The organism is Arthrobacter sp. RIT-PI-e (assembly GCF_001187915.1).
In the GTDB taxonomy this organism is placed as follows: Bacteria; Actinomycetota; Actinomycetes; order Actinomycetales; family Micrococcaceae; genus Arthrobacter_D.
Genome location: NZ_LGIU01000033.1, coordinates 81,391 through 102,297 on the forward strand (window position 1 = coordinate 81,391; position 20,907 = coordinate 102,297).

Here is a 20,907-nt window from a genome sequence, read left to right on the forward strand (position 1 = left end):
TGCTGCTGCCAGCTCCCTCGCTCTCCTCATCCTCTCCCGTGGTATGACGCGCGTCATACTCCGAGGAGGGACTGAGGCGGGTCTTTACACCTGCACATCCACGTGAGATACGGGCACCTTCGGACGCCCGGAGGCGGGCGTACCGCCCCGAGGGAGCGGGACGCCCACGGCGGGTCAGCCGATCGAGATCGAGTTGTTGCCCTCGTTCGCGATGACCGGGTTCCCGGACACGTACGTGATGCTGTTGTTGTCGCCCTCGACGTTGATGGCGCCGGCGTCCTCGACCGAGGCCGAGTTCTCATCCCCCTCGACCCTCACCTCGCCCACAGATTCGAGGGTCGCGGAGTTGCTGTCGCCTTCGATGTCGAGCGACGCGGCGTCCTCGCCGGTGATCGAGTTCTCGTCCCCGTCCACCTCGATGTCCTCGCAGTCCCCACTGAGGGTCAGTTCCACCTCGTCGGCCTCGATGTGGACGTCCCCACCGCCGTCGCACTCGACCGACACCACCTGACCGGTGCTCGTGATCTGGTACTCCGCGCCCGCCACCAGGGACACGGAGGCACCCGCCGACGCCGACGCAGTGCCCGACGCCGACGCGCTCGAGGAAGCCGAGGAGGACGAGCTCGCGGAGGCGGATGACGATGCGCTCGCCGAGGAGGAGGCACTCGAGGAAGCGGATCCCGAGGGCGTACCGGAGGAGGTCGGGGTCCCGGTGCTCGACGGCGTCACCCCTCCCGCCGTAGGACTGGGGGTGGCGTCATCCGTCACCGCGGGTCCGGCGTCGATGCCGGTGTCCGTGTCGGCTGAACACCCTGCGAGCAGCAGAGCGGCGGTGGCGAGGATTCCCACACGGGTGAGGGTGTACTTCTGGGGGTTCATGACTTCTCCCTGGCTGATGAACTGTCCGCCGATTCACCATCGGTCGTCTGACGTGGTCGCCAGACAGTAAGCCTACTTGCTATCGCGGCCTGCGGGGTATCGTCCGGTGGTCTCCGCCACCCATGCGACCCGCAACGCTGCGAGCGCGCGAATACCGACGTCGTGGTCCGCCTGCATCCGACGGACGGTGATCACCGCTGGGGGTCGACGCCGGCCGGTACGTAGGCCCCGACCCAGCGGCTCAGCTCGTCGAAGAACGCGGAGCGGGCGGGTTCGGGCGAGAGGGTGAGGTCGTGGATGCCGCCCTCGATCCGGGCCACGGTCACGAGCCCGCCCAGCTTCGGTGCCCGCCCGGCGATGTGCTCCACGTCGAGCACCACGTCCGTGGAGGAGATCCGCCCGGGCTCCTTCGCGGCGTTCGAGGTGGCCTCCGAGCAGGCCACCAGCACCGGGCAGTCGATGGCGAGTCCGCGCCTCAGTTCCGCATGGCCGCTGCGGACGGCGCGCAGCCAGCCTGCCACCACCGGGAAGCCGGCGTGGGGTTTCCAGGCGAGGTCGTAGTCCCACTCCCCACCCGATTCCCCGTGCAGGTACCGCCCGTAGGCGGTGCCGAGCCTGCTCACCACCGCGCGGGGGCGGAGCGTACCCAGCCGGTGGACGGCGGCGGTACCGAGGGTGCGCTGGAACAGGTTGGCGTTGAGATCGAACCACGGACTGTTCAGCACCAGGGCGTCCACGATCCCGGCACCCCTCCGGTGATGTGCCCACAGGGAGATGATCAGGCCGCCCGTCGAGTGCCCCATGACCACGAGGACGTCGTGGCCCTCCTCGTCCCGGATGATCCGCGCCGCCTCGTCCAGTTCCTCGTGGTACTCCTCGAGCGAGGTGATGTAGTTGGGGGTCTGGTGCTCCCGCAGGGACCGTCCGTACTTCCGGAGGTCCAGGGCGTAGAAGTCGAACCCGGCCTGCTGCCAGGCATCGGCGAGGTGCCCCTGGAAGAAGTAGTCCACGAAACCGTGCACGTAGAGCACCGCGCGCCGGGAGGTGCCCGAGTCCCGGAGTCGTACGAGGGTGGCCACGACGTCGCCCTCCTGATCCGGACGCAGGGGAAGCGTCCGGGCCTCGTAGTCCGGTCCGAGGACGTCCTCCGTGTAGGCGCTCGGGCACTCTGCGTGCGGGGCCATCGTGGTCCTTCCTGACGTCGATCCACCGGACCGACGGCCCGGGACGTGTACGGCTGGGCCGGCCCCGCACAGTTCATCCCGAGCAAGACGGCCGTCATCAGTGTGTCACCCATCACGGATACTCTGGCTTCCTCGCATCCCTACAGGAGTTGATCCACCATGCCGTACAACCTCGCACGAGGACACCGCCGCGCGTTCGGGGTGGTTGCCATCAGCTGCGTCGCAGCACTCGGACTCGCACCCGCGGCCTTCGCCGCTCCCGGCGGAGCCAAGGGACCCAAGGACGCACCGGTCACCGTCACCGTGATGGGCACCAGCGACCTCCACGGGTACATCGAGAACTGGGACTACTTCACGAACGCGGAGTACGACGACGCCGCGGGCAACGACGTCGGTCTCGCCAAGATCTCCACCCTGGTGAACCAGGTGCGCGCCGAGCGCACCCCCGGTTCCACGCTGCTGATCGACAACGGCGACACCATCCAGGGCACGTCCCTGACCGATTTCTTCGCCAACGTGGAGCCGATCACCGAGACCGGCGAGATCCACCCGATGGCCGCGGCCATGAACGCCGTCGGCTTCGATTCCACCACCGTGGGCAACCACGAGTTCAACTACGGGCTCCCCCTGCTGCGTGCCTTCGAGGACCAACTGGACTTCCCGATGCTCGGCGCCAACGCCGTGACGTGGAAGAGCGGCAAGCCGGCCTTCGACCCCTACGTGATCAAGACCGTGAAGCTGAAGGGCCAGAAGCCGATCCGCGTGGGCATCCTCGGGCTCACCACCCCGGGCAGCGCCATCTGGGACAAGAACAACGTGGAGGGCGAACTCCGTTTCGAGGGCATCGTGGAGCAGGCGCAGAAGTACGTGCCGCGCATGAGACAGGCGGGCGCCGACGTGGTGATCGTCAGTTCGCACTCCGGCCCCTCCGGCACCTCCTCCTACGGTGACACCCTGCCGCTCGAGAACGCCTCCACGGTGTTGGCCGAGCAGGTCCCGGGCATCGACGCGATTCTCGCCGGGCACGAGCACCAGGAGATCCCGGAGCGCTTCGTCACCAACCGGCAGACCGGGGACCAGGTCCTCCTGACCGAACCCAAGAACTGGGGCCAGCGGCTCTCCGTGATGGACTTCGAGCTGACCAAGGTCCGCGGCCAGTGGGACGTCACCTCGGCCTCCTCCGAACTGCGGAACGCCAACACCGTGCCCGCCGACCCGAAGATCTCCGCTCTGGTGAAGGACCAGCACCAGCGGACCATCGACTACGTGAACACGGCCATCGGCACTGCGACCGAGACCATGTCCGCCGCCGATTCGCGCTTCCGTGACACCGCCGTCATGGACTTCGTCAACGAGGTGCAGGCGGGGGCGGTCCGCAACGCCCTGCAGGGCACACCGCAGGCCGATCTCCCGGTCCTCGCGATCGTGGCCCCGTTCAACCGGGCGGCGGTGATCCCCGAGGGTCCCGTGACCATCCGCGACATGGCCGGCCTCTACGTCTTCCCGAACACGCTCTTCGGCGTGGAGCTGACCGGCGCCGAGGTCAAGGACTACCTCGAGTACTCGGCCCGGTACTTCGCCCAGACCGCTCCCGGTGCTCCGGTGGACCCGGCAACCCTGACCAACGCCGGAGGAACACCGGACTACAACTACGACATGATGTCCGGTGTCTCCTACGACATCGACATCAGCCGCCCGGTGGGTGAGCGCATCGTGGACCTGAGCTACGACGGCGCGCCGATCGACCCCGCGCAGCGCTTCGCCGTGGCCACCAACAACTACCGGCAGTCCGGTGGCGGGAACTTCCCGCACATCGCCACCGCCCCGGTGCTGGTGAACCAGACCACCGAGATCCGCCAGCTGCTCATCGACTACCTGACGGCCCGGGGCACGATCGACCCGGCCGACTTCTTCGTGGAGAACTGGCAGCTCACCCGGAACGGTGAGCCCGTCTTCGACTGACCGGTAGCTCCGGCGCGGACGACGGAGGGCGGTGGGTGTGCGGACCAGGTGTCCGGACCCCGCCGCCCTTCGTCGTCCCACCGGGCTCCTCGATCTAGGGTGGGAACCATGACTCTTCTCATCTCGGAGGCCACGATCGACGACGCCGCGGCGCTCGCCGAATGCGCGGCCATCACCTTCCCGCTCGCCTGCCCGCCGGGCTCACTGCCCGAGGACATCCGGCAGCACATCGGGACCGAGCTCTCCACCGGACGGTTCGAGGCGCAGATCGCCGCGCCCGGGCGCACCATCCTGTGCCTCCGGGAGGACGGCAGGATCATGGGGTACAGCATGGTGGTCCTGGATCAGCCCACGGACACCGAGGTGCTCGCCGCCCTCTCGCACTCCCCCGTGGTGGAGCTCAGCAAGTTCTACGTGCACCCCGACCACCACGGACGCGGCTCCGCGGCCACCCTCATGACCGCGACCCTCGACTTGGCCGCGCAGTCGGGGCTGCCGGGCATCTGGCTCGGGGTGAACCAAGAGAACGCCAGGGCCCTCCGCTTCTACACGAAGAGCGGCTTCCGGATCGTGGGCACCAAGCGGTTCCACCTGGGCACGCGCTTCGAGGACGACTACACGCTCGAGCAGGCGCTGCCGGTGAACGCACGAGCGGGGACCGCCGCCTGACACACCGGCGGTCTCCAGATCCCCGTCACCATCCCTGCCGCTATGGGACCGCTACTCGACCGTCAGCTCGCCCATACGGCCCCAGCCCTCGGCGGCGATCCGCTCGCTGATGATCTCCGGGGTCTCCACGAGCGCCTGGGGCATGTCGTTCATCGCCTTGGAGAAGTGGTCGCTGTTGACGTGCGCCTCGGCGGCGTCGTCCTGGAACGCCTCGATGAGCACGAAGCGGTTGGGGTCCTCGACGCTGCGCGACCAGTCGAACCACAGGTTGCCGGGCTCCTGCCGGGTGGCCTCCGTGAAGTCGCGGGTCAGATCGATCCAGCGATCGCTCCACTCGGGCTTCACGTTGAACTTGACGACGATGAAGATCATGGGATGGTGCCTTCCGGGTAGGACGTGCTCCTGCGGGTACCCCTCCAACCTATAAGCTCCGGCGAGCGCGTGCAGGCACGCGTCAGATGGACAGGCTGGGGTGCAGTCTCTCCATCGACCACGTGCGGTTGCGGTGCGAGGCGTACAAGGAGAGCGCCGCGGCAAGGACGAAGAACACCATCAGCTCCGCCGCCGAGACCCAGACGACGCCGAGATCGCCGCCCGCGATGAGGTGCCGGAGCCCTGTGACCGCGTGCGTCATGGGCAGCAGCGGGCTGAGGAACTGGAAGAAACCGGGCGAGGTGGCCACCGGGTAGGTGCCACCGGCGGAGGTGAGCTGCAGCATCAGCAGCACCAGGGCCACGAGCCTGCCCACACCCCCGAAGTAGGCCACGAGCCCCTGGTGGATGGCGGTGAACACGAGGGCCACCAGGACCGTGAAGGCGAGGAGCCCCACCGGGTGCGGCGTGCGCAGACCCACCGCGGCCACCAGGATCCCGAGCAGCACCAGGGCCTGCAGCACGGCGAACAGTGCACCCTGCAGGTACCCTGCGAGCGACACCCGCCAGGACGCCGCCGTGGAGGCGAGCGCCCGCGGGGAGACGGCGCGGAGCACCGTGTAGGTGACGATCCCGCCCACCCACAGCGCGAGCGGGATGAAGTAGGGCGCCATGCCCTCCCCGTAGGCATGCACCGCGTTGGCGTGCGTGCGTTCCACGGACACCGGGGAACTCCCGACGTCGGTGAGCGCGGAGCGCTGCGCGTCGTCGTGGTCGGGGACCTGCCCGGCGCCGTCCTGCAGCTGCTGCGCGAGGTCCTGCGAACCGCTGGTCAGCGTCCCGAGCCCGCTCTCCAGGGAGGTGGCGCCGTCGTACGCCTGCCCGGAGCCGTCCGCGAGGGACGCCGCTCCCCCGGCCACCTGCTGGGCACCGGAACTGAGCGTCGAGGCACCCGTGGCCAGCGTGGACGCGCCGTCCTCCGCGGAGACGATGCCGTCCCGGAGGGCGGGCGTGTTCTGTGCGAGCGTCGCCGTGCCGGCCTGCACCCCGGCGAGCCCGGCGGCGAGATCGGCGCTGCCCTGCGAGAGGGTGCCCGCACCGGCGGCGGCATCCTCCGCACCGGCGGCCAGGGTTCCCGCCCCCGCTGCCAGGGTGTCCGCGCCGTCGGCGGCGGTGGAGACGCCGGCGGAGGCGGCCGCAGCACCCGAGGCGAGCTCCGACGCCGAGGCGGCGAGGGGCCCCGCCCCCGCGGCCACCAGCCCGCCGCCGGCCGCCGCCGCGCCCGCCGCGGCCGCGGGCCGCCGCCGGGCCGCGAGCCGCTCGGCGGCCGTCAGTGTCGCGTACCCGGCGCTGAGCCCTGCCAGCCCGTCGGCCACGGTGCGCGAACCGGTGGCGGCCTGGTCGGCCCCGGTCTGCAGCGTAGCGGCCCCGCTGGACAGGGCGCCGGCGCCGTCGCCCACCTGCACGCCGCCGTCCGCCGCCGCCCGCGCGCCGGTGGGGCGCTGCGCCGCGGGGGGGGCGAGCTGTGCGGCGCCGTCGGCCCCGGTCGGCGTGCCGGCGGCCAGCCGGGTGGCGGCATCCGCCGCCGTGGTCCCGCCCGTGGCGGCCGCCGCCGCTCCGCCGGCGAGTTGCCGGGTCTGCGGCACCAGGGCGGCGGGAGGGGGGTCGAGCTGGGTCAGGCCTGCGGCGGGGTCCCCGGCCCCGGCGGTGGGGCCGGGGGCACCGCCGGCCACCTGGGCGCTGCCCGTGGCCGCGGCGTCCGCCCCGGCCACCAGATCGCCGAGCCCCACCACGAGGGAGGCCGTGCCCTCGTCGGCGCGCTGTGCACCGTCGGCGATCTCACCGGCACCGTTGCCCGCATCCACGAGCTTGCCGTGCAGGGAGGAGAAGCCCAGGTAGATGCTGTCGAGGGTGTCCTCCGTGGCGCTCGAGCGCGCCTGCCGCTGCAGCGTGGCGGCCACGGTGTTGCCCACCTGCCCCACGATGTAGCTGTTGGCGTCATCGGTGGTGATGTCGAGCATCGCCCGTGCCGGATCCTCGCCCCCCATCGAGGTGAGTGTGCCGGAGAAGTCGGCGGGGATCGTCATGGTGGCCGCGTACGTGCCGTCGGCGAGGCCTGCCACGGCGTCCTCCTCGTCCACCGCCACCCAGGTGAACCCGGCGTCGCCGGAGGCGATCAGGGTGTCCGTCAGCTCCGCGCCCGCCGCGACGGTCCGTTCGGTGCCGTCCGGTCCGGTGCTGGTGGCGGGCGGGTCCCCGTGGACGCCGGCGGCCGGGGGCCGGTCCAGGTGCCCGGTGGGGTCCCCGGTCGCGGCGAGGGACAGCCCGCCGTAGAGCGCGGGGATGATGGCGATGACCAGCAGGGCGGCCCTGGACTTCAGGGTGATGCGGAAGCGGGAGAGTTCCGTGCGGAGCAGGGAGAACACGGGTTACCTGATTTCGGGGGCTGGGAGAGGGTCGGGGGTTGCACCGTCCGCGGGCGCCGGGTGCGTCGGGGTCACGGCGTCGAGCGCGTGGACGGGGACGGGGCGCAGCGGCAGGACACCGGGGCGGTGGCCCGGATCGAGGAGTTCGTCCAGTTCCTGCCAGTCCTGGCAGGTGGCGACGACGGGCAGGGGGTCGGCCCCGTCGTCGTCCCGCAGGCGTCCCACGGTGAGCAGTGCGGCCCACGCGGCACGGCGTTCGGCGGCGGTGCGGAGCTGGGCCACGTCGCCCACCACCAGGACGTCCGGGGCCGCCAGGAGCGCGAGGACCAGGCCCAGGGCGAAGCGCGCCGTGGGAGAGGCATCGCGCGCCAGCTCGGTCCGGCGCAGGCGGGCCCGTGCGAACTGGGCCGCTGCCCCGTCCGCGCCGAACACGCCCTCGAGCGCGGCTCCGAGGTCGTTGGCGGCCGAGATGGCCGCATCCACGCGGGCGGAGGTCGCGGAGAGATCCCACCACGGGCCCGCGAGCCGGACGGCGTCCGCCACGTGGTGCTTGACGGTCAGGGTCTCGTCCAGCGGTACCACGGTGCTGTTCCCCGTGAAGCCGACCCGGCGCCGGACCCTCCCGGCCCGCCGTGGGAGGTCCTGACCGAGCACGGTGGCGCGCCCCGTCGTGACGTCCAGGCGTCCCGCCAGGGCGAGCGCCAGCGCGGTCTTGCCGCTGCCCGACGCTCCCGCGAGGACCGCGAGCGACCCGCCGGGGACGTCGAACGTGACGTCCTCGAAGATGGTCCGCTTCCCCGCGCGGAGGGTGAGGTCGTCCACGGAGAGTGCGGGGTCCTGCTGCGGCGGGGAGGGGGTGTCCATGGCGATCCTCAATTTCAATACTTCGAGTATTCAATACCAATGGTATCGTAACTGCAGGAGGCTTCATGACACCGCACATCCCCGACAGGACCACGACGACGGCGGGCAGCCCCCGGCGTCGTCCGCGACGCGAGGACGTCCGCGCCGGGCTGCTCGCCGCCGCCCGCGAGGTGTTCGAGGAGATCGGCTACGTCGCCGCGAGACTCGACGCCATCGCCGAGCGCGCCGGGTACACCAAGGGCGCGGTCTACTCGAACTTCGGCTCGAAGCAGGAGCTGTTCGCCACCCTGCTGGGCGAGCGCCTGGCCGACACCGCCGCGGACGTCCTCGCCCAGGTCGAGGAACTGACCACGCTCGAGGAGACCGTCCAGCACGCGGCCCGCTACCTGGCCCGCAATGTCATCCGCGAGCAGCGCTGGCACACGCTCGTGGTCGAGTTCGCACTCCAGGCCGGCCGTGACCCGGAGGTCGGGGACGTGTTCCGGGAGGACCGGCGCACACGGCGTACCCTGCTCGCCGCCACCCTGGCCGAGCGGGCCGGCGCCTTCGGCGCCCCCTCGGACCCCGAGCACTACACGGTCTTCGCGACCGTCCTGCTGGCCACCGTCAACGGCATGGCCGTGGAGTGCGCGGCGGACCCGGAGGCCGTCAGCGAGGACCAGGTGGCCGGGAGCATCGCGGCCGTGCTGCACGCGGCCTTGGCTCCGTGAACCTGTGATCGTCATGGACTGGCACCCCGCCCTCCAGGTCGTCGCCGCGATCGCACTCACCTACGCGCTCTTCCTCGCCGGTCTCGCGGTGTACGCACGGCGCCATCCCGACGGTCATCTCGCTGAAGGACGGCCTGCGCCTCGGGCCGGACATCCTCCGGCTCGTCCGCCGACTCGCCGCGGACGGCTCCCTCCGCCGGCGGGTACGCATCCTGCTCCTGGGGCTCGTGGTCTACCTCGTGCTCCCGATCGATCTCGTACCGGACTTCCTGCCCGTCATCGGATACGCGGACGACGTCGTGCTGATAGCCGTCGTGCTGCGCGCAGTGGTGCGCAGCGCCGGCCAGGATGCACTGCGGCGCCACTGGCGCGGGATCGACGGCGGCCTCCGGGTGGTGTACGCGCTGGCGGGGATCGGGGGCCGGAGCTCCGACGAAGGGCGCCGCAACACGGCGTAATGCAAAGACATGGACCTCATTTGCACGGGCGTAGTCTCCTGCAGATGCAGCAACCTCCGGGATCGATTCCCACCCTTGACCTCAGTACCGCACGCTCCGTCGATGGCTCCTTCACCCCCGGCTTCATCGAGGAACTGCGCAACGCCGCCCACACCGTCGGCTTCTTCCACGTCGTCAACTACGGCGCCGCCCCCACCCAGGTGGATGACCTCTTCGACATCACGCGCCGGTTCTTCGACCTCCCGCTCCAGGACCGCCTCGCTCTGCACAACCGGCTCTCCCCGCACTTCCGCGGCTACGCCGGGCTCGGTACGGAGATCACGCGCGGCCGGCCGGACTCCCGCGAGCAGATCGACTTCTCCCCCGAACGCGCACCGCGCACCGACCACCCGGCGGACGAGCCCTACTGGCTCCTGCAGGGGCCCAACCTGTGGCCGCGGGAGACGCTCCCGCAGCTCGAGGAGCAGGCCATGGTGTGGGCCGAGCTGATGTCCGGCGTGGGCGCGGAGCTGCTCTCCGCGATCGGCGTCGCCCTGGACCTGCCGGAGGACTACTTCACCGAACCCTTCGAGGGGACCCCTGCGTGGATGGCCAAGCTGGTGCACTACGTGGGCGGCGTCGTGGAGGACGCCGGCTCGCAGGGTGTCGGCGCCCACGCGGACTACGGGTTCGTGACGCTGCTGCTGCAGGACCAGGTGGGAGGTCTTGAGGTGCTCCCCCACGGAGCCTCCGACTGGGTGCCCGTCACCCCCGTCCCGGGGGCACTCGTGGTGAACCTCGGGGAGATGCTCGAGGTGGCCACCGAGGGCTACCTCGCCGCCACCATCCACCGCGTCACCGCACCGGCGCCCGGCGTGGACCGGTACGCGATCCCGTTCTTCTGGTCACCGCGCCTGGACGCCGTGATCGAGCCCGTACCCCTCTCCGAGGAGCTGAGGTCCGCGGCACGCGGTATCTCGGACGATCCCGAGAACCCCATGCTGTCCTCCTACGGCTCCAACATGCTCAAGGGACGGGCCCGGGCGCACCCGGACGTCACCGAGCTCCACCACCCGGAGCTCGTGCGGCGGTAGCACCTCTACGTCGGGACCTCACCCAGAGCCCACCCTCCGTGACACCGCGCCGCAGGACCTCCAGGAGGGCCTGCGGCGCGGCGGGAGCCGGCACGCGCGGAGCGGGGCCGGCTGCTGAGGCCGCCGGCGGGGGGGTCCACCCGCGGCTGCGGACGGGGCCGCGGGCACCCCGCTCCCCCGGCCCCCCGTGCTGCGTCCCCTGGACCACGCCCCCGTCCGCCGGGCCGAAGGCGATCCGGCGCGCAGCCGGCATGGGCCCCCGCCACGCGTCGGCCCCGATGCTGCGCGCCGCCTCCGAGGGGCACGACGTCTTGTCCCTCCCCCGCCGCTCGGCGATGCTCAGGATCTCGGTACGGAGGTTCCCGGTCGTCGGCAAGGTCGCCGGCTCAGGCACCGGCGGGACCCTTCCTCGACGCACCGCCCCGACGGAGCGCCTGCATCCCGTCGAGTTCCTCCAGCGCCGTGGTCCACCGTGCGGTGCGTTCGGCCGCGGACTGCTCCCACCAGGGCGTACCCCGCTCGCCGAGACCCTCCTTGGCCAGCTGCACCGTCCGCCGTGCGCGCGGGAGCGCTGCGCCGTCGTCGCCCTTGGCACTGTTGCGCACCCCGGAGCGCCCGCGCCCGAGGTGGGACATGAGCTGCGCCTTCACGTCCTCGGGCAGGGACGGGTCGGTCTTCCGCCAGCGGCGTCCGCTGTGGAGGAAGAACCGCTCGTCGTCGGAGGTTCCACTGAGATCTGACACGGGGCGTCCTTCAGTTCGAGAAATCGGGTGGGCCCACGAGGAGCAGTGCGGCGAACACCGTGGACACCGAGATGATGGCGACGAACAGCGCCGAGAGCGGGCTCCGGAGCACCCAGGCCTGGACCTGCTCGACGGCGTTCCGCGGCGCCTCGGCGCCGGGGGCCAGCCGCCAGGTGCCGGAGAGCATGCCGCGCCGCTCGATCCACCGCTCGTACGGGACGGTGGCGAACGGCAGCACGGCGGAAGCCAGGCCCAGGAGTCCGGTGGTCACCGACCACCGCTGGTTGATCCAGATGAACACCGTGACCACCACGAAGCACAGAAACACGAACCCGTGGACGGCGCCGGCCGGGGGCACCAGGTCCTCGGTGGTGCGGGTGACGTACTTGAGGAACATGCCGAGGAGCAGGAAGGCCCAGGTCACCGCTTCCGCGACAGCGACGATGCGGAACAGCGTGCGGGGGTTCATGGGTGGCTCCTGCTCGTGGGTGTCCCCCGATTCTTCCAGACACGCGCGGGGCGGCCCAACGCACGGACGACGTCGGGCGGCTTCCCGTACGCGTTCCGGCGCCTGTGGGCGTGTCGGGGCGGGACACGCCGGGAAGAAGTGCCCAGAGACGGGAAGAAGCCGCACGGGAGCCGATGCGGCGAGCGCTCACCCGGCCCGGAAGCACCCTGCCACGAACACCGCAGGGCCCCGCACCGAGGGGTGCGGGGCCCTGCGGGACGGTCCTCGGGACTACTTGCCCTTGAACGCGTCCTTGACGTTCCCGGCGGCGTCCTTGACGTTCTCGCCGGCCTGACGCGTGGTGGCTGCGCCCTGGTCCGCCTGGCCCTCGGCCTTGAGTTCCTGGTTGTCCGTCGCGTTGCCGACGGCCTCCTTGGCCTTGCCGGACAGCTCCTCGGCCTTGTTCTTCGCCTTGTCCATGAAGCTCATGGTGGGCTCCTTCCTCGTCGACTACCGCGTACCGTGCTCGCGGTCCTTCCGCGCGCACACCGGTCCGTGGCCTTGGCCACGGTCCGGTGCCCCGATCCTAGCTCCATCGGCGCGATGGCGAGCGGGGACACCCGGACAACGAAAAACAGGCCGGACCGAAGTCCGACCTGTTCTCTCGAAAAGATCTAGAGGAAGATCCGAACCCTAGAGGGGCTGGATGTTCGACGCCTGAGGACCCTTGGGGCCCTGCTCGGTGTCGAAGCTGACCTTCTGGTTCTCATCAAGCGAGCGGTAGCCGCTTGCATTGATGGCGGAGAAGTGTGCGAACACGTCTGCGCTTCCGTCGTCGGGAGCAATGAATCCAAAGCCCTTTTCAGCGTTGAACCACTTCACGGTACCTGTTGCCATTTTTATTCATCCTTCTGAAATTCAGACGCGTTCCGACTTTCGGAACGCCCCAGTCGCGGCGTGCTTGTCCGCTTTTTCAGAGACGGGTTTGTCCCGCGAGGGCTAAACCGCGCGAAATACAAATGCGCAACACTACAACCACCCCCCACTTAACCAGCCCGAGGAGGGTAATGGCAAGCAGGATGGGCAACGAACTTGGATCGGACCCCGATCAGGCGCTCACGGGGAGCATCGCACCGGCCAGCAACCCGAAGGAATGCAGCCAGGACTCGGTGCTCTCGGCCTGCGTGGCGACGATGAGTTCGTCCGCCCCGACCTGCGCGGCGAAGCGCTCCAGGTAGTCGCGGACGACGTCCGGGGTGCCCACGGCGCTGTAGCGTGCCATGTCGGCCAGCTGCTGCCCGCCCGGTGAGGCGAGGATGGCCTGGGACTCCTCGCGGGTGAAGGTCTGTCCCCGCCCGAGCAGGAGGGTGACCCGGCGCAGCATGGCCTCGTGGAACTCGTGGTGCGCATCCTCCGCGCTGTCCGCGGCGATCACGTTGACGCCGGCGATCAGGTGGGGCTTCTCCGCCTGCTCGGAGGGCTTGAACTCGCGGCGGTAGATCGCCGCGGCGTCCTGCAGCGCCTGCGGCGCGAAGTGGGAGGCGAAGGCGAACGGCAGTCCCAGTGTAGCCGCGAGCCGGGCGCCGAACAGCGAGGACCCAAGGATGTACAGCGGGACGTCGGTACCCCTGCCCGGCGTGGCCTGGACCCCGGGCACGCGGGTGTTACCGGTGAGATAGCCCTGCAGCTCCAGGACGTCCTGCGGGAAGCTGTCGGCGGACATCGGGTCCCGGCGCAGCGCCCGCGCCGTCACCTGGTCGCTGCCCGGGGCGCGGCCCAGTCCGAGGTCGATCCGCCCGGGGTGCAGGCTCTCCAGGGTGCCGAACTGCTCGGCGATGGTCAGCGGTGAGTGGTTCGGCAGCATCACGCCGCCGGCGCCGAGGCGGATCCGGGAGGTGTGCGCCGCCACGTGGGCCACGAGCACGCTCGTGGCGGAGGAGGCGATGCTCCCCATGTTGTGGTGCTCGGCGTACCAGATGCGCCGGTACCCCCACGTCTCCGCGTGCTGGGCCAGCGAGACGCTGGAGGCGAAGGTCTCTGCCGGGGTGGAGCCCTCGGCTACCTGCGCGAGGTCCAGGATGGACAGGGGGATGGTCATGGGTGCACCTCTCAATTTCCGGCCGTCACGGCGGGGTGTGCTGCGGGGCCCCTGTCAGAACGGTTGCCCGGGCACATCTATTTCCGCGGGGAGGTCCGCAGCACCGTCACCATCTCCCGTGCGCGGCGCCCGCTCTGCTTGACTGGGTCCATGACCGACAGCGATGCGACCCCCTCCGCAGCAGGACCCACCGAGACCGAGCTCCGCGAGCGCCAGGACGTCCTGGTCCGGGCGCTCAGCGTGGAGCAGAACTCCGAGCGGCTCCAGGCGCTCAGCGACGAGCTCGAGGCCGTGCAGCGGCGGCTGGAGCAGGTGCGGCACGGCTGATCGGCGGTCGGTGGTCTGCTCCTGGTGAGCGACGCCCGGGTGGCCGTCGTCGTGAGGACCACCTGTTGCGGTCCGGCGTCACCGCCCCGTGAGAGCATGGAATTATGCCCGAATCCAGCCACCCCATGGTCGATGTCACCGACATCATCCGGATCGTGGGTGGGGTCGCCTTCCAGCGGGGCCAGACCTACGCGAAGGACGGCGCCGTCAGTTCCCTGAGCTGGGACGGCACCTCGAAGGTCCTGACCGGCAAGGTCCGCGGGACCGCGCCGGCGGACTACCGGACCAAGCTCCGCCTCGGCGTGAAGGGTGACGGCCGTTTCCGGCCGCTCGAGAACTTCTGCAGCTGCCCGGTAGGGGCGGACTGCAAGCACGTGGCCGCCACGGCACTGCAGAGCAACACCGAGAACCTGCTGGCGCAGCACGAACGCGAGCTCGGTGCGCGTCCGGCGCCGCGGACCACGGTCCCGGAGGGCTGGCAGGCGTCCCTCACGGAGCTCCTCGAGGCGGACGACGACGCCGCGGGCGCACCGGCGCAGCTCACCCGGCTCGGTCTCCAGTTCGAGCTGCGGACCCCCGAGGTCGCGGTGCAGCGCTGGGGTTCCGCAGCCGAGCGTCAGGGGCAGCGCACCCTCAACACACGCCTCGGCGTGCGGCCGGTCAGTCAGAACGGCAAGGGCAAGTGGATCAAGAACAACCTGTCCTGGGGCAGCATCAGCTACCAGACGTACGGGCTGAAGCTCGACGCCGAACAGCACCGCTGGTTCTCCCAGTTCCCCGCACTGCACCGCGGCACCGGGGTCAACTACTTCGGCAACAACGATTCCTGGCTGTACCTGGACGACTTCAGCAACCCGCTGCTCTGGCAGCTCCTGGACGAGGCCCAGCGCCTGGGGATCGAGTTCGTGGGCTCCCGGAAGTCGGTGACCATCGACCTCGCCACCCGGGCCGTGCTCAAGCTCGACGCCACGGCGGCCGCTGACGGCACGCTGCAGCTGAACCCGGCGCTGGACATCGACGGCCGGGCACACCCCGCGGACACCGCCCACGTGATCAGCACCCACGGCATCTACACCGTGGCCCCGGGGGATGCCATCACGCTCGCCCCGACCGCCCGGCGCATGACGCCCAAGGACATCGAGCTCCTGCAGCGAGGGCGCACCGTCACGATCCCCGAGGAGGAGACCTCCCTCTTCCTGCAGGAGTACTACCCCAGGCTCCGGCAGTCCCTGGAGGTGGAGAGCAGCGACGGCAGCGTCGAGCTGCCGGAGGTCCAGCCCCCGGTCCTCGTGCTCACCACGACCTACGGTCAGGACGGCGACGTCCTCCTCGACTGGTTCTTCGACTACACCCTGGGAGACTCGGTGCAGCGCAGGGCCTTCCGGCGGGGCGGCCCCGGGAGCGACGACGGCTACCGGGACTCCGATGCCGAGGACGCCCTCGCCGCGAGCGTGCGCAGGACCCTCGGACCACGTCCGCTGAAAGCCGTGCGGCTGGAGGACATGGCGGCCGTGGAGTTCGTGGAGGAGGTCCTGCCGCAGCTGAAGGAGCTTCCCAGCGTGGAGGTCCAGGTGATCGGCGAGCAGCCGGACTACCGGGAGCTCACCGAGACACCGACCCTGCACATCAGCACCGTGGACACGGAGAACCGCGACTGGTTCGATCTCGGAGTGCTGGTCACGGTGAGCGGGCGCACCATCCCGTTCGACTCGATCTTCCGGGCCCTGGCGCAGGGAGCCAAGAAGCTCAAGCTCGTGGACAACACCTACCTCTCCCTCGCGCAACCGGTCTTCGACCAGCTGCGCGACCTCATCGAGGAGGCCCGCGCCCTCAGCGAGTGGGAGCCCGGGGCCACCCTGCAGATCAGCCGCTACCAGGCGGGACTGTGGGAGGACTTCGAGGACCTCGCGGACGAGACCGAGCAGGCACAGTCCTGGCGCGACGCCGTCAGCGGGCTGCTCGAGGTCACCGACGTCGGTGCCACACCACCCCCGGCCGGTCTGGTGGCGAGCATGCGGCCCTACCAGGCCGAGGGCTTCAACTGGCTCGCCTTCCTGTGGCGCCACCAGCTGGGCGGGATCCTCGCCGATGACATGGGTCTCGGCAAGACGCTCCAGGCCCTGGCCCTGGTGACCCACGCGAAGGAGACCACGGAGCTCGAGGCCCCGTTCCTGGTGGTGGCCCCCACCTCGGTGGTGCCCAACTGGGCCAAGGAGGCGCACCGCTTCGCCCCGGGGCTGAAGGTGGTGGCCGTGACGGACACGCAGGGCGCCTCCGGCGTACCCCTGCAGGAGCAGATCGGCGACGCCGATCTGGTGATCACCTCCTACACGCTCTTCCGGCTGGACTTCCCCGCCTACCAGGACCTCCCGTGGTCCGGGCTGGTGCTGGACGAGGCGCAGTTCGTGAAGAACCGCGCCTCCAAGGTGCACCAGGCGGCCAAGGACTTCGACGCCCCGTTCAAGCTCGCGATCACCGGCACGCCCATGGAGAACAACCTCATGGAGCTGTGGTCCCTGTTCGACATCGTGGCCCCGGGGCTCTTCCCGTCCGCCCGGAAGTTCACCGAGGACTACCGCACCCCGATCGAGAAGATCGGGGACAACCGCCCCCTGATCCGGCTGCGCAAGCGCATCCGCCCCCTCATGATGCGCCGCACCAAGGAGGCCGTGGCCTCGGACCTGCCGCCCAAGCAGGAGCAGGTGCTCGAGGTGGAGCTCCACCCGGAGCACCGGCGCATCTACGAGACCTACCTGCAGCGCGAGCGGCAGAAGCTCCTCGGCCTGATCGAGGACATGAACCGGAACCGCATGATCGTGTTCAGGTCACTGACCCTGCTGCGGATGCTGAGCCTGGATGCCTCCCTCGTGGACCCCGAGCACAAGGGCGTGCCGTCGGCGAAGCTCGAGGTCCTGTTCGAGAACCTCGACGGCATCCTCGCCGAGGGGCACCGGGCCCTGGTGTTCAGCCAGTTCACGTCCTACCTGAAGAAGGCCGCCGAGCAGCTGGACGCCCGCGGGATCGAGTACGCCTACCTCGACGGCTCCACCCGCAGCCGGGGTGAGGTGATCGACTCCTTCAAGGAGGGGCGCGCCCCCGTGTTCCTCATCAGCCTGAAGGCCGGAGGCTTCGGCCTGAACCTCACCGAGGCCGACTACTGCTTCCTGCTGGACCCCTGGTGGAACCCGGCCTCGGAGGCGCAGGCCGTGGACCGTACCCACCGCATCGGCCAGACGAAGAACGTGATGGTGTACCGGATGGTGTCCCAGGGCACCATCGAGGAGAAGGTCATGAAGCTCAAGGAGCAGAAGGCCAAGCTGTTCACGTCCGTGATGGACGACGACGCCGTGTTCAGCTCCGCGCTCACCGCGGAGGACATCCGCGGCCTGCTGGAGGCCTGAGACCCGTCGGAGCAGGTGTCCCCGCACCGCACTGAGGCCCCTCGGAACGGTGGGCGGTACGGCCGGCCCCATCGTGGGCGGCCACCGGCAGGGCTCCCGGTCAGGCGGCGTCGCCGTCGTCCCGCAGCGCCGGAACCAGCAGTTCCGCGAAGGCGCGGGGCCGCGCGGCGATCCACCAGTGGCTCCCGGGGACGGTGGTCACCGTGAGGTCCTCCACCCACTCCCCGAGACCGTCCACGAGGTGGGGTGAGAGGAACGGGTCCTTCAGGGGGACGATCACGTGCACGGGGACGGACACCGCCCGGCGAGGGGGCGGCGTGGCGCCGGAGAGCATATTGGCCCTGTAGAGCGCGAGCCCACGGACCGGGTCCGCGCCGACGTTGCGCCGTGCACCCAGCTCGTAACGGCGGGTCAGCCCGTACCTCCAGGCCAGCTCGGGGAGCACCGGGAGCTGGAACGCACCCACGTACCAGCTGCGCAGCACCTGGCCCACTCCCTGCCGCACCAGCCGCGGCGTCCTCAGGCGTCCACGCAACCACCGCGAGAAGTGCCGCAGATCCGGTCCGGAGATACTGGTCCAGTCCGTGATCCGGCCGTCGGTCCGCGCGTCCTGGACCACGGCCCACCCCTGGATCGAGCCCCAGTCGTGGCCCACGAGCCGGACGCCGTCGGGGGCGTCGATGCTCTCCAGCACGGCGACGACGTCGTCCACCAGCTCGGTGAGCGTGAAGCCCGCACCGTCGCGGGGAGCGGACCGCCCGGCGTTCCGCGTGTCGAAGGCCACCAGGTGGTGGGTGGCGGCGAGCTCCTTCATCACGGGGAGGAAGACCCGGTGGTCGTCGGGGTAGCCGTGGAGGAAGAGGATGGTGGGTGTACCCGGCGCGGGTTCCCGGCCGTACTCGAACACGGCCAGATCGGCTCCGTCGGAGCGGACGGTGCGGTGCCTCTCGTGCAAGCTGTCCATGACCTCACCCTAGATGCCTCGTCGGACATCCGGGGGAATCGCGGACGCGTCGAGGACGGGCTCCTTCCTCATCCCCCGACGTGCTCTACCATCTCCCGGCGGGATCAGGCGTTGTCGGTCCGGGGTGACCGGGACCGCCGGCGGGAACCGACGACGGCGGTGACGCTCGGGACGAGCAGCGCAGCCACCACCGCCGCGACGGCGACGACGGTGGACTCCGGCTGGTCGGAGAGCCGTGCCACGGCGATCCACGCCAGCCCCCAGACCGACGCCGCGGTGACCGCCCACCGTCCGCCCACCCGGGACTGCAGGAGGGTGAGGGCGCCGGCCAGGAGGAGGACCAACGCCGCGGACGCCCACTCCGCGCCGGAGCCCGTCGCCGCCACGCCCGAGGAGACGAGGGCGGCAGCGATGTTCGCCGCGGTTGCGACAGCCACCCAGCCGAGGTAGAGGCCGAAGGTCCCGTCCACCACGATCCGGTCCACCACGGAGCTGGGTGCCGGTCGATCGGCGAGCCGCCGGACCAGCTGCACGAGGGTGGCCAGTAGCGCGATGATGACGAGCACGCTCACCCAGATCCACCCCTGCTGCGTCACGACCAGCCATGCCGCGTTCAGGAGCATGGACAGTGCCGCCAGCCAGCCCGTGGCCCGGATCCGGGGGTCGCGTGCACGGGACGGGAGCCACTGGAGGATCGTGTAGACGAACAACCCGAGGTAGATCACCGACCAGATGGAGAAGGCAGGTCCTCCCGGCGCGATCAGTGTCGCGTCCGAGGAGAGGTCACCGCCCGAGGACTCGTTCACCTGCGAGCCGACGAGCCCGAACCCGATGAGCGGCCCGAGGAGACTGACGATTTCGCTCACCGTGACGACGACCTGACGGAGCCTGTCCGACCCGGGACCGGCCGTGTCGGGAGCTGAGGAAGAGTTCTGAGGAGTGTGCAAAGTGGCCATGACCGAGTATCTCCACGGTAGAGATATAAAGCAAGTCTCCTTCCCCGTCGCCCGCCCACCCCAGGACGGGACCCGAGGCCAAGGCACCGGCGCTTCGTCGGCTGCTCGTGCTTGTCGATCCGGGGTGGCTCTGCACCAGCCGACAAGCGGTGCTGCATCCTCGACCGTTCGATCTCTGCGCGGGCATCGACAACGATGCCGAGCTTCTCGGCGATCATCGCAGGGGTGTGGTCGGGGTCATGGACGGCTGTCCGGAGCAGGTCCCGGCCTGCCTGACGGCGAGAACGCGGGCATCGACGCGGGCTCAATCGTGCCGTGCGAGGGTCACGAGCATGTCCAGCATCAACCGGGCCGCGGGGTCTCCGGATCGATGCCGTTCGAGACGGTCGGCTCACTACACCAGCGCGGCATCCCCGTCGTCGGCGTCCTCGAGAAGCTTCTTCATCCAGGGACGCGATCATTCGCCTGGTCAGAGCCGTCCTGGCTAAGCAAACCGATGAATGGGCCGAAGGCCGCCGCTACCTCGGCCTCGACATCCTCACCAAGAGCCGTCCCACTCTCATCACCGACACCGGGAAAGCGGCGACCACCGACACTGACCTCGAGCTCAGCGCCTGAAATGAAAAAGGATCACCGACCGCTACACCACCACCAGGGACTTGACCGCAGCAGTCCTGTGCTGTTCGGCGTCCCGCTGGTGATCCTGCAGCGTACCTACCCTGGGATGAGTACGATCAGCGCATGACCAGTGCCGAGAACGTGCCGCCGACCTACCCGGAAATCAGTGATGAAGGGAATCAGAATCCTGTCCGTCTTCCACTGACAGAGGCCTCCGAGCAGTGGGAGGTCGACACCGTTCAAGCTGCGGAGTCAACAGAACCCGAAGAACCGTGGAGTCTCGGCACGCCGACATCTGAACCAGACGAGAAATAGACACCGCTCCGCCGGCACGACCATGACAGGTGGCCATGTCAGCGAGAACGTGAACCGCGACGACCGATGGATCTCACCCTGCCCCATGGGTGTGAACGAGGCCGCCATAGTCAGCACTCCGCAGCGTGCTTGTTCTGGAGGCGAAGACAAGCACCTGGATGTTCACCGGATCTGTTCTACTCGATGCGCTTCAGATCAGCGGGAGGAGAAAAGGTGGAGAACGGCCGGAGCAGAACATGAACCAGGACAGTGAGGTGCGGATCGTTGACCTCGAAGCCGAAGATGATGGGCCGCTACGTCCCGAAACCCCGGTCGACCGTCACTTTCCAGACGCACCCGCTTCCTCACCGGATCAGCAGCGGCTGTAGCCCTGATCGCCTGTCATGGACTGCTGCCCTCAAGCAACGGCACTCCTCCCCCTCCGGAGGCTGACACCCTCAA

The 20,907-nt window shown here is 70.0% G+C and carries 22 protein-coding genes and 1 pseudogene; 10 read left to right on the forward strand and 13 right to left on the reverse strand.

Annotation, left to right across the window (positions count from 1 at the left end; genetic code table 11):
• Window positions 1-174: 174 nt before the first annotated feature.
• Window positions 175-879, reverse strand: coding sequence for a DUF3060 domain-containing protein (locus tag AC792_RS16735; protein ID WP_152915972.1), 705 nt, complete (start codon window positions 877-879; stop codon window positions 175-177).
• Between the two features lie 191 nt (window positions 880-1,070).
• Window positions 1,071-2,063 (reverse strand): alpha/beta hydrolase, encoded by a 993-nt coding sequence (locus AC792_RS01795; RefSeq protein WP_049828870.1) that lies wholly within the window; start codon window positions 2,061-2,063, stop codon window positions 1,071-1,073.
• A gap of 159 nt (window positions 2,064-2,222) precedes the next feature.
• On the opposite strand from AC792_RS01795, the gene AC792_RS01800 reads away from it, so the two are divergent.
• Window positions 2,223-4,025: a bifunctional metallophosphatase/5'-nucleotidase gene (locus tag AC792_RS01800; protein WP_049828871.1), complete on the forward strand. Its 1,803-nt coding sequence runs from the start codon at window positions 2,223-2,225 to the stop codon at window positions 4,023-4,025.
• Window positions 4,026-4,133: 108 nt separating this feature from the next.
• Window positions 4,134-4,694 (forward strand): GNAT family N-acetyltransferase, encoded by a 561-nt coding sequence (locus AC792_RS01805; protein WP_049828872.1) that lies wholly within the window; start codon window positions 4,134-4,136, stop codon window positions 4,692-4,694.
• A gap of 51 nt (window positions 4,695-4,745) precedes the next feature.
• Here the strand turns inward: AC792_RS01805 and AC792_RS01810 are convergent, their stop codons facing one another.
• From AC792_RS01810 to AC792_RS01820, 3 genes are all read right to left on the reverse strand, one after another.
• On the reverse strand, window positions 4,746-5,066 hold the full coding sequence (locus AC792_RS01810; protein ID WP_049828873.1) for a putative quinol monooxygenase: 321 nt from the start codon (window positions 5,064-5,066) through the stop codon (window positions 4,746-4,748).
• Window positions 5,067-5,148: 82 nt separating this feature from the next.
• Window positions 5,149-7,491, reverse strand: coding sequence for a YhgE/Pip family protein (locus tag AC792_RS01815; RefSeq protein ID WP_049828874.1), 2,343 nt, complete (start codon window positions 7,489-7,491; stop codon window positions 5,149-5,151).
• 3 nt (window positions 7,492-7,494) lie between these two features.
• The gene (locus AC792_RS01820; protein WP_049828875.1) at window positions 7,495-8,355 is read right to left on the reverse strand and encodes an ATP-binding cassette domain-containing protein; all 861 of its coding nucleotides are present in this window, start codon (window positions 8,353-8,355) and stop codon (window positions 7,495-7,497) included.
• Between the two features lie 65 nt (window positions 8,356-8,420).
• Here AC792_RS01820 and AC792_RS01825 point away from each other — a divergent pair, with 65 nt between their 5' ends.
• The 3 genes from AC792_RS01825 to AC792_RS01835 all read left to right on the forward strand — a co-directional run bounded on the left by AC792_RS01825 (window position 8,421) and on the right by AC792_RS01835 (window position 10,596).
• Window positions 8,421-9,065 (forward strand): TetR/AcrR family transcriptional regulator, encoded by a 645-nt coding sequence (locus AC792_RS01825; protein WP_049828876.1) that lies wholly within the window; start codon window positions 8,421-8,423, stop codon window positions 9,063-9,065.
• A 227-nt stretch (window positions 9,066-9,292) separates the two neighbouring features.
• The gene (locus AC792_RS17610; RefSeq protein WP_235436302.1) at window positions 9,293-9,523 is read left to right on the forward strand and encodes a YkvA family protein; all 231 of its coding nucleotides are present in this window, start codon (window positions 9,293-9,295) and stop codon (window positions 9,521-9,523) included.
• A 44-nt stretch (window positions 9,524-9,567) separates the two neighbouring features.
• Window positions 9,568-10,596: an isopenicillin N synthase family dioxygenase gene (locus AC792_RS01835; RefSeq protein ID WP_049828877.1), complete on the forward strand. Its 1,029-nt coding sequence runs from the start codon at window positions 9,568-9,570 to the stop codon at window positions 10,594-10,596.
• Here AC792_RS01835 and AC792_RS18120 read toward each other — a convergent pair.
• From AC792_RS18120 to AC792_RS01860, 6 genes are all read right to left on the reverse strand, one after another.
• On the reverse strand, window positions 10,559-11,014 hold the full coding sequence (locus AC792_RS18120; RefSeq protein ID WP_442853589.1) for a DUF3253 domain-containing protein: 456 nt from the start codon (window positions 11,012-11,014) through the stop codon (window positions 10,559-10,561). The two genes, AC792_RS01835 and AC792_RS18120, sit on opposite strands and share 38 nt — an antisense overlap.
• Window positions 10,983-11,339, reverse strand: coding sequence for a hypothetical protein (locus AC792_RS01840; RefSeq protein ID WP_049828878.1), 357 nt, complete (start codon window positions 11,337-11,339; stop codon window positions 10,983-10,985). Before AC792_RS01840 ends, AC792_RS18120 begins: the two co-directional genes overlap by 32 nt.
• Window positions 11,340-11,349: 10 nt before the next feature.
• Window positions 11,350-11,808: a DUF3817 domain-containing protein gene (locus tag AC792_RS01845; protein WP_049828879.1), complete on the reverse strand. Its 459-nt coding sequence runs from the start codon at window positions 11,806-11,808 to the stop codon at window positions 11,350-11,352.
• A gap of 270 nt (window positions 11,809-12,078) precedes the next feature.
• Window positions 12,079-12,276, reverse strand: coding sequence for a CsbD family protein (locus AC792_RS01850; protein WP_049828880.1), 198 nt, complete (start codon window positions 12,274-12,276; stop codon window positions 12,079-12,081).
• Window positions 12,277-12,480: 204 nt separating this feature from the next.
• Window positions 12,481-12,684, reverse strand: a complete 204-nt coding sequence (locus tag AC792_RS01855) for a cold-shock protein (protein WP_026533290.1) — start codon at window positions 12,682-12,684, stop codon at window positions 12,481-12,483.
• 211 nt (window positions 12,685-12,895) lie between these two features.
• Window positions 12,896-13,885 (reverse strand): LLM class flavin-dependent oxidoreductase, encoded by a 990-nt coding sequence (locus tag AC792_RS01860; protein ID WP_049828881.1) that lies wholly within the window; start codon window positions 13,883-13,885, stop codon window positions 12,896-12,898.
• A gap of 150 nt (window positions 13,886-14,035) precedes the next feature.
• Between AC792_RS01860 and AC792_RS17185 the strand changes: the two genes are divergently transcribed.
• Both AC792_RS17185 and AC792_RS01865 read left to right on the forward strand, forming a co-directional pair.
• The gene (locus tag AC792_RS17185) at window positions 14,036-14,212 is read left to right on the forward strand and encodes a hypothetical protein (protein WP_160317591.1); all 177 of its coding nucleotides are present in this window, start codon (window positions 14,036-14,038) and stop codon (window positions 14,210-14,212) included.
• 104 nt (window positions 14,213-14,316) lie between these two features.
• Complete coding sequence (locus AC792_RS01865; RefSeq protein WP_082177265.1) at window positions 14,317-17,613, forward strand: DEAD/DEAH box helicase; 3,297 nt, start codon at window positions 14,317-14,319, stop codon at window positions 17,611-17,613.
• A 100-nt stretch (window positions 17,614-17,713) separates the two neighbouring features.
• Here AC792_RS01865 and AC792_RS01870 read toward each other — a convergent pair whose 3' ends face one another.
• Both AC792_RS01870 and AC792_RS01875 read right to left on the reverse strand, forming a co-directional pair.
• Window positions 17,714-18,577, reverse strand: a complete 864-nt coding sequence (locus tag AC792_RS01870) for an alpha/beta fold hydrolase (protein ID WP_049828883.1) — start codon at window positions 18,575-18,577, stop codon at window positions 17,714-17,716.
• Window positions 18,578-18,681: 104 nt separating this feature from the next.
• Window positions 18,682-19,443, reverse strand: a complete 762-nt coding sequence (locus AC792_RS01875; protein ID WP_235436303.1) for a tryptophan-rich sensory protein — start codon at window positions 19,441-19,443, stop codon at window positions 18,682-18,684.
• A gap of 534 nt (window positions 19,444-19,977) precedes the next feature.
• Between AC792_RS01875 and AC792_RS16740 the strand changes: the two are divergent.
• From AC792_RS16740 to AC792_RS16750, 3 genes and pseudogenes are all read left to right on the forward strand, one after another.
• A pseudogene (locus AC792_RS16740) lies at window positions 19,978-20,151 on the forward strand (IS256 family transposase); the annotation flags it as partial.
• Between the two features lie 123 nt (window positions 20,152-20,274).
• Complete coding sequence (locus AC792_RS16745) at window positions 20,275-20,466, forward strand: hypothetical protein (RefSeq protein WP_152915973.1); 192 nt, start codon at window positions 20,275-20,277, stop codon at window positions 20,464-20,466.
• A gap of 125 nt (window positions 20,467-20,591) precedes the next feature.
• Entirely contained in the window at window positions 20,592-20,834 is a 243-nt protein-coding gene (locus AC792_RS16750) for a hypothetical protein (protein WP_152915974.1), read from the forward strand.
• Window positions 20,835-20,907: the final 73 nt, after the last annotated feature.

Excerpts from the sequence above, each read along its gene's own strand:
- AC792_RS01845 (WP_049828879.1), bottom strand. The coding sequence starts at position 11,808 with ATGAACCCCCGCACGCTGTTCCGCATCGTCGCTGTCGCGGAAGCGGTG.
- AC792_RS01820 (WP_049828875.1), bottom strand. The coding sequence starts at position 8,355 with ATGGACACCCCCTCCCCGCCGCAGCAGGACCCCGCACTCTCCGTGGAC.
- AC792_RS01860 (WP_049828881.1), bottom strand. The coding sequence starts at position 13,885 with ATGACCATCCCCCTGTCCATCCTGGACCTCGCGCAGGTAGCCGAGGGC.
- AC792_RS01850 (WP_049828880.1), bottom strand. The coding sequence starts at position 12,276 with ATGAGCTTCATGGACAAGGCGAAGAACAAGGCCGAGGAGCTGTCCGGC.
- AC792_RS01870 (WP_049828883.1), bottom strand. The coding sequence starts at position 18,577 with ATGGACAGCTTGCACGAGAGGCACCGCACCGTCCGCTCCGACGGAGCC.
- AC792_RS01835 (WP_049828877.1), top strand. The coding sequence starts at position 9,568 with ATGCAGCAACCTCCGGGATCGATTCCCACCCTTGACCTCAGTACCGCA.
- AC792_RS01800 (WP_049828871.1), top strand. The coding sequence starts at position 2,223 with ATGCCGTACAACCTCGCACGAGGACACCGCCGCGCGTTCGGGGTGGTT.
- AC792_RS01865 (WP_082177265.1), top strand. The coding sequence starts at position 14,317 with ATGCCCGAATCCAGCCACCCCATGGTCGATGTCACCGACATCATCCGG.
- AC792_RS17185 (WP_160317591.1), top strand. The coding sequence starts at position 14,036 with ATGACCGACAGCGATGCGACCCCCTCCGCAGCAGGACCCACCGAGACC.
- AC792_RS16745 (WP_152915973.1), top strand. The coding sequence starts at position 20,275 with ATGACCAGTGCCGAGAACGTGCCGCCGACCTACCCGGAAATCAGTGAT.
- AC792_RS01805 (WP_049828872.1), top strand. The coding sequence starts at position 4,134 with ATGACTCTTCTCATCTCGGAGGCCACGATCGACGACGCCGCGGCGCTC.
- AC792_RS01810 (WP_049828873.1), bottom strand. The coding sequence starts at position 5,066 with ATGATCTTCATCGTCGTCAAGTTCAACGTGAAGCCCGAGTGGAGCGAT.
- AC792_RS01855 (WP_026533290.1), bottom strand. The coding sequence starts at position 12,684 with ATGGCAACAGGTACCGTGAAGTGGTTCAACGCTGAAAAGGGCTTTGGA.
- AC792_RS01825 (WP_049828876.1), top strand. The coding sequence starts at position 8,421 with ATGACACCGCACATCCCCGACAGGACCACGACGACGGCGGGCAGCCCC.
- AC792_RS16735 (WP_152915972.1), bottom strand. The coding sequence starts at position 879 with ATGAACCCCCAGAAGTACACCCTCACCCGTGTGGGAATCCTCGCCACC.
- AC792_RS01795 (WP_049828870.1), bottom strand. The coding sequence starts at position 2,063 with ATGGCCCCGCACGCAGAGTGCCCGAGCGCCTACACGGAGGACGTCCTC.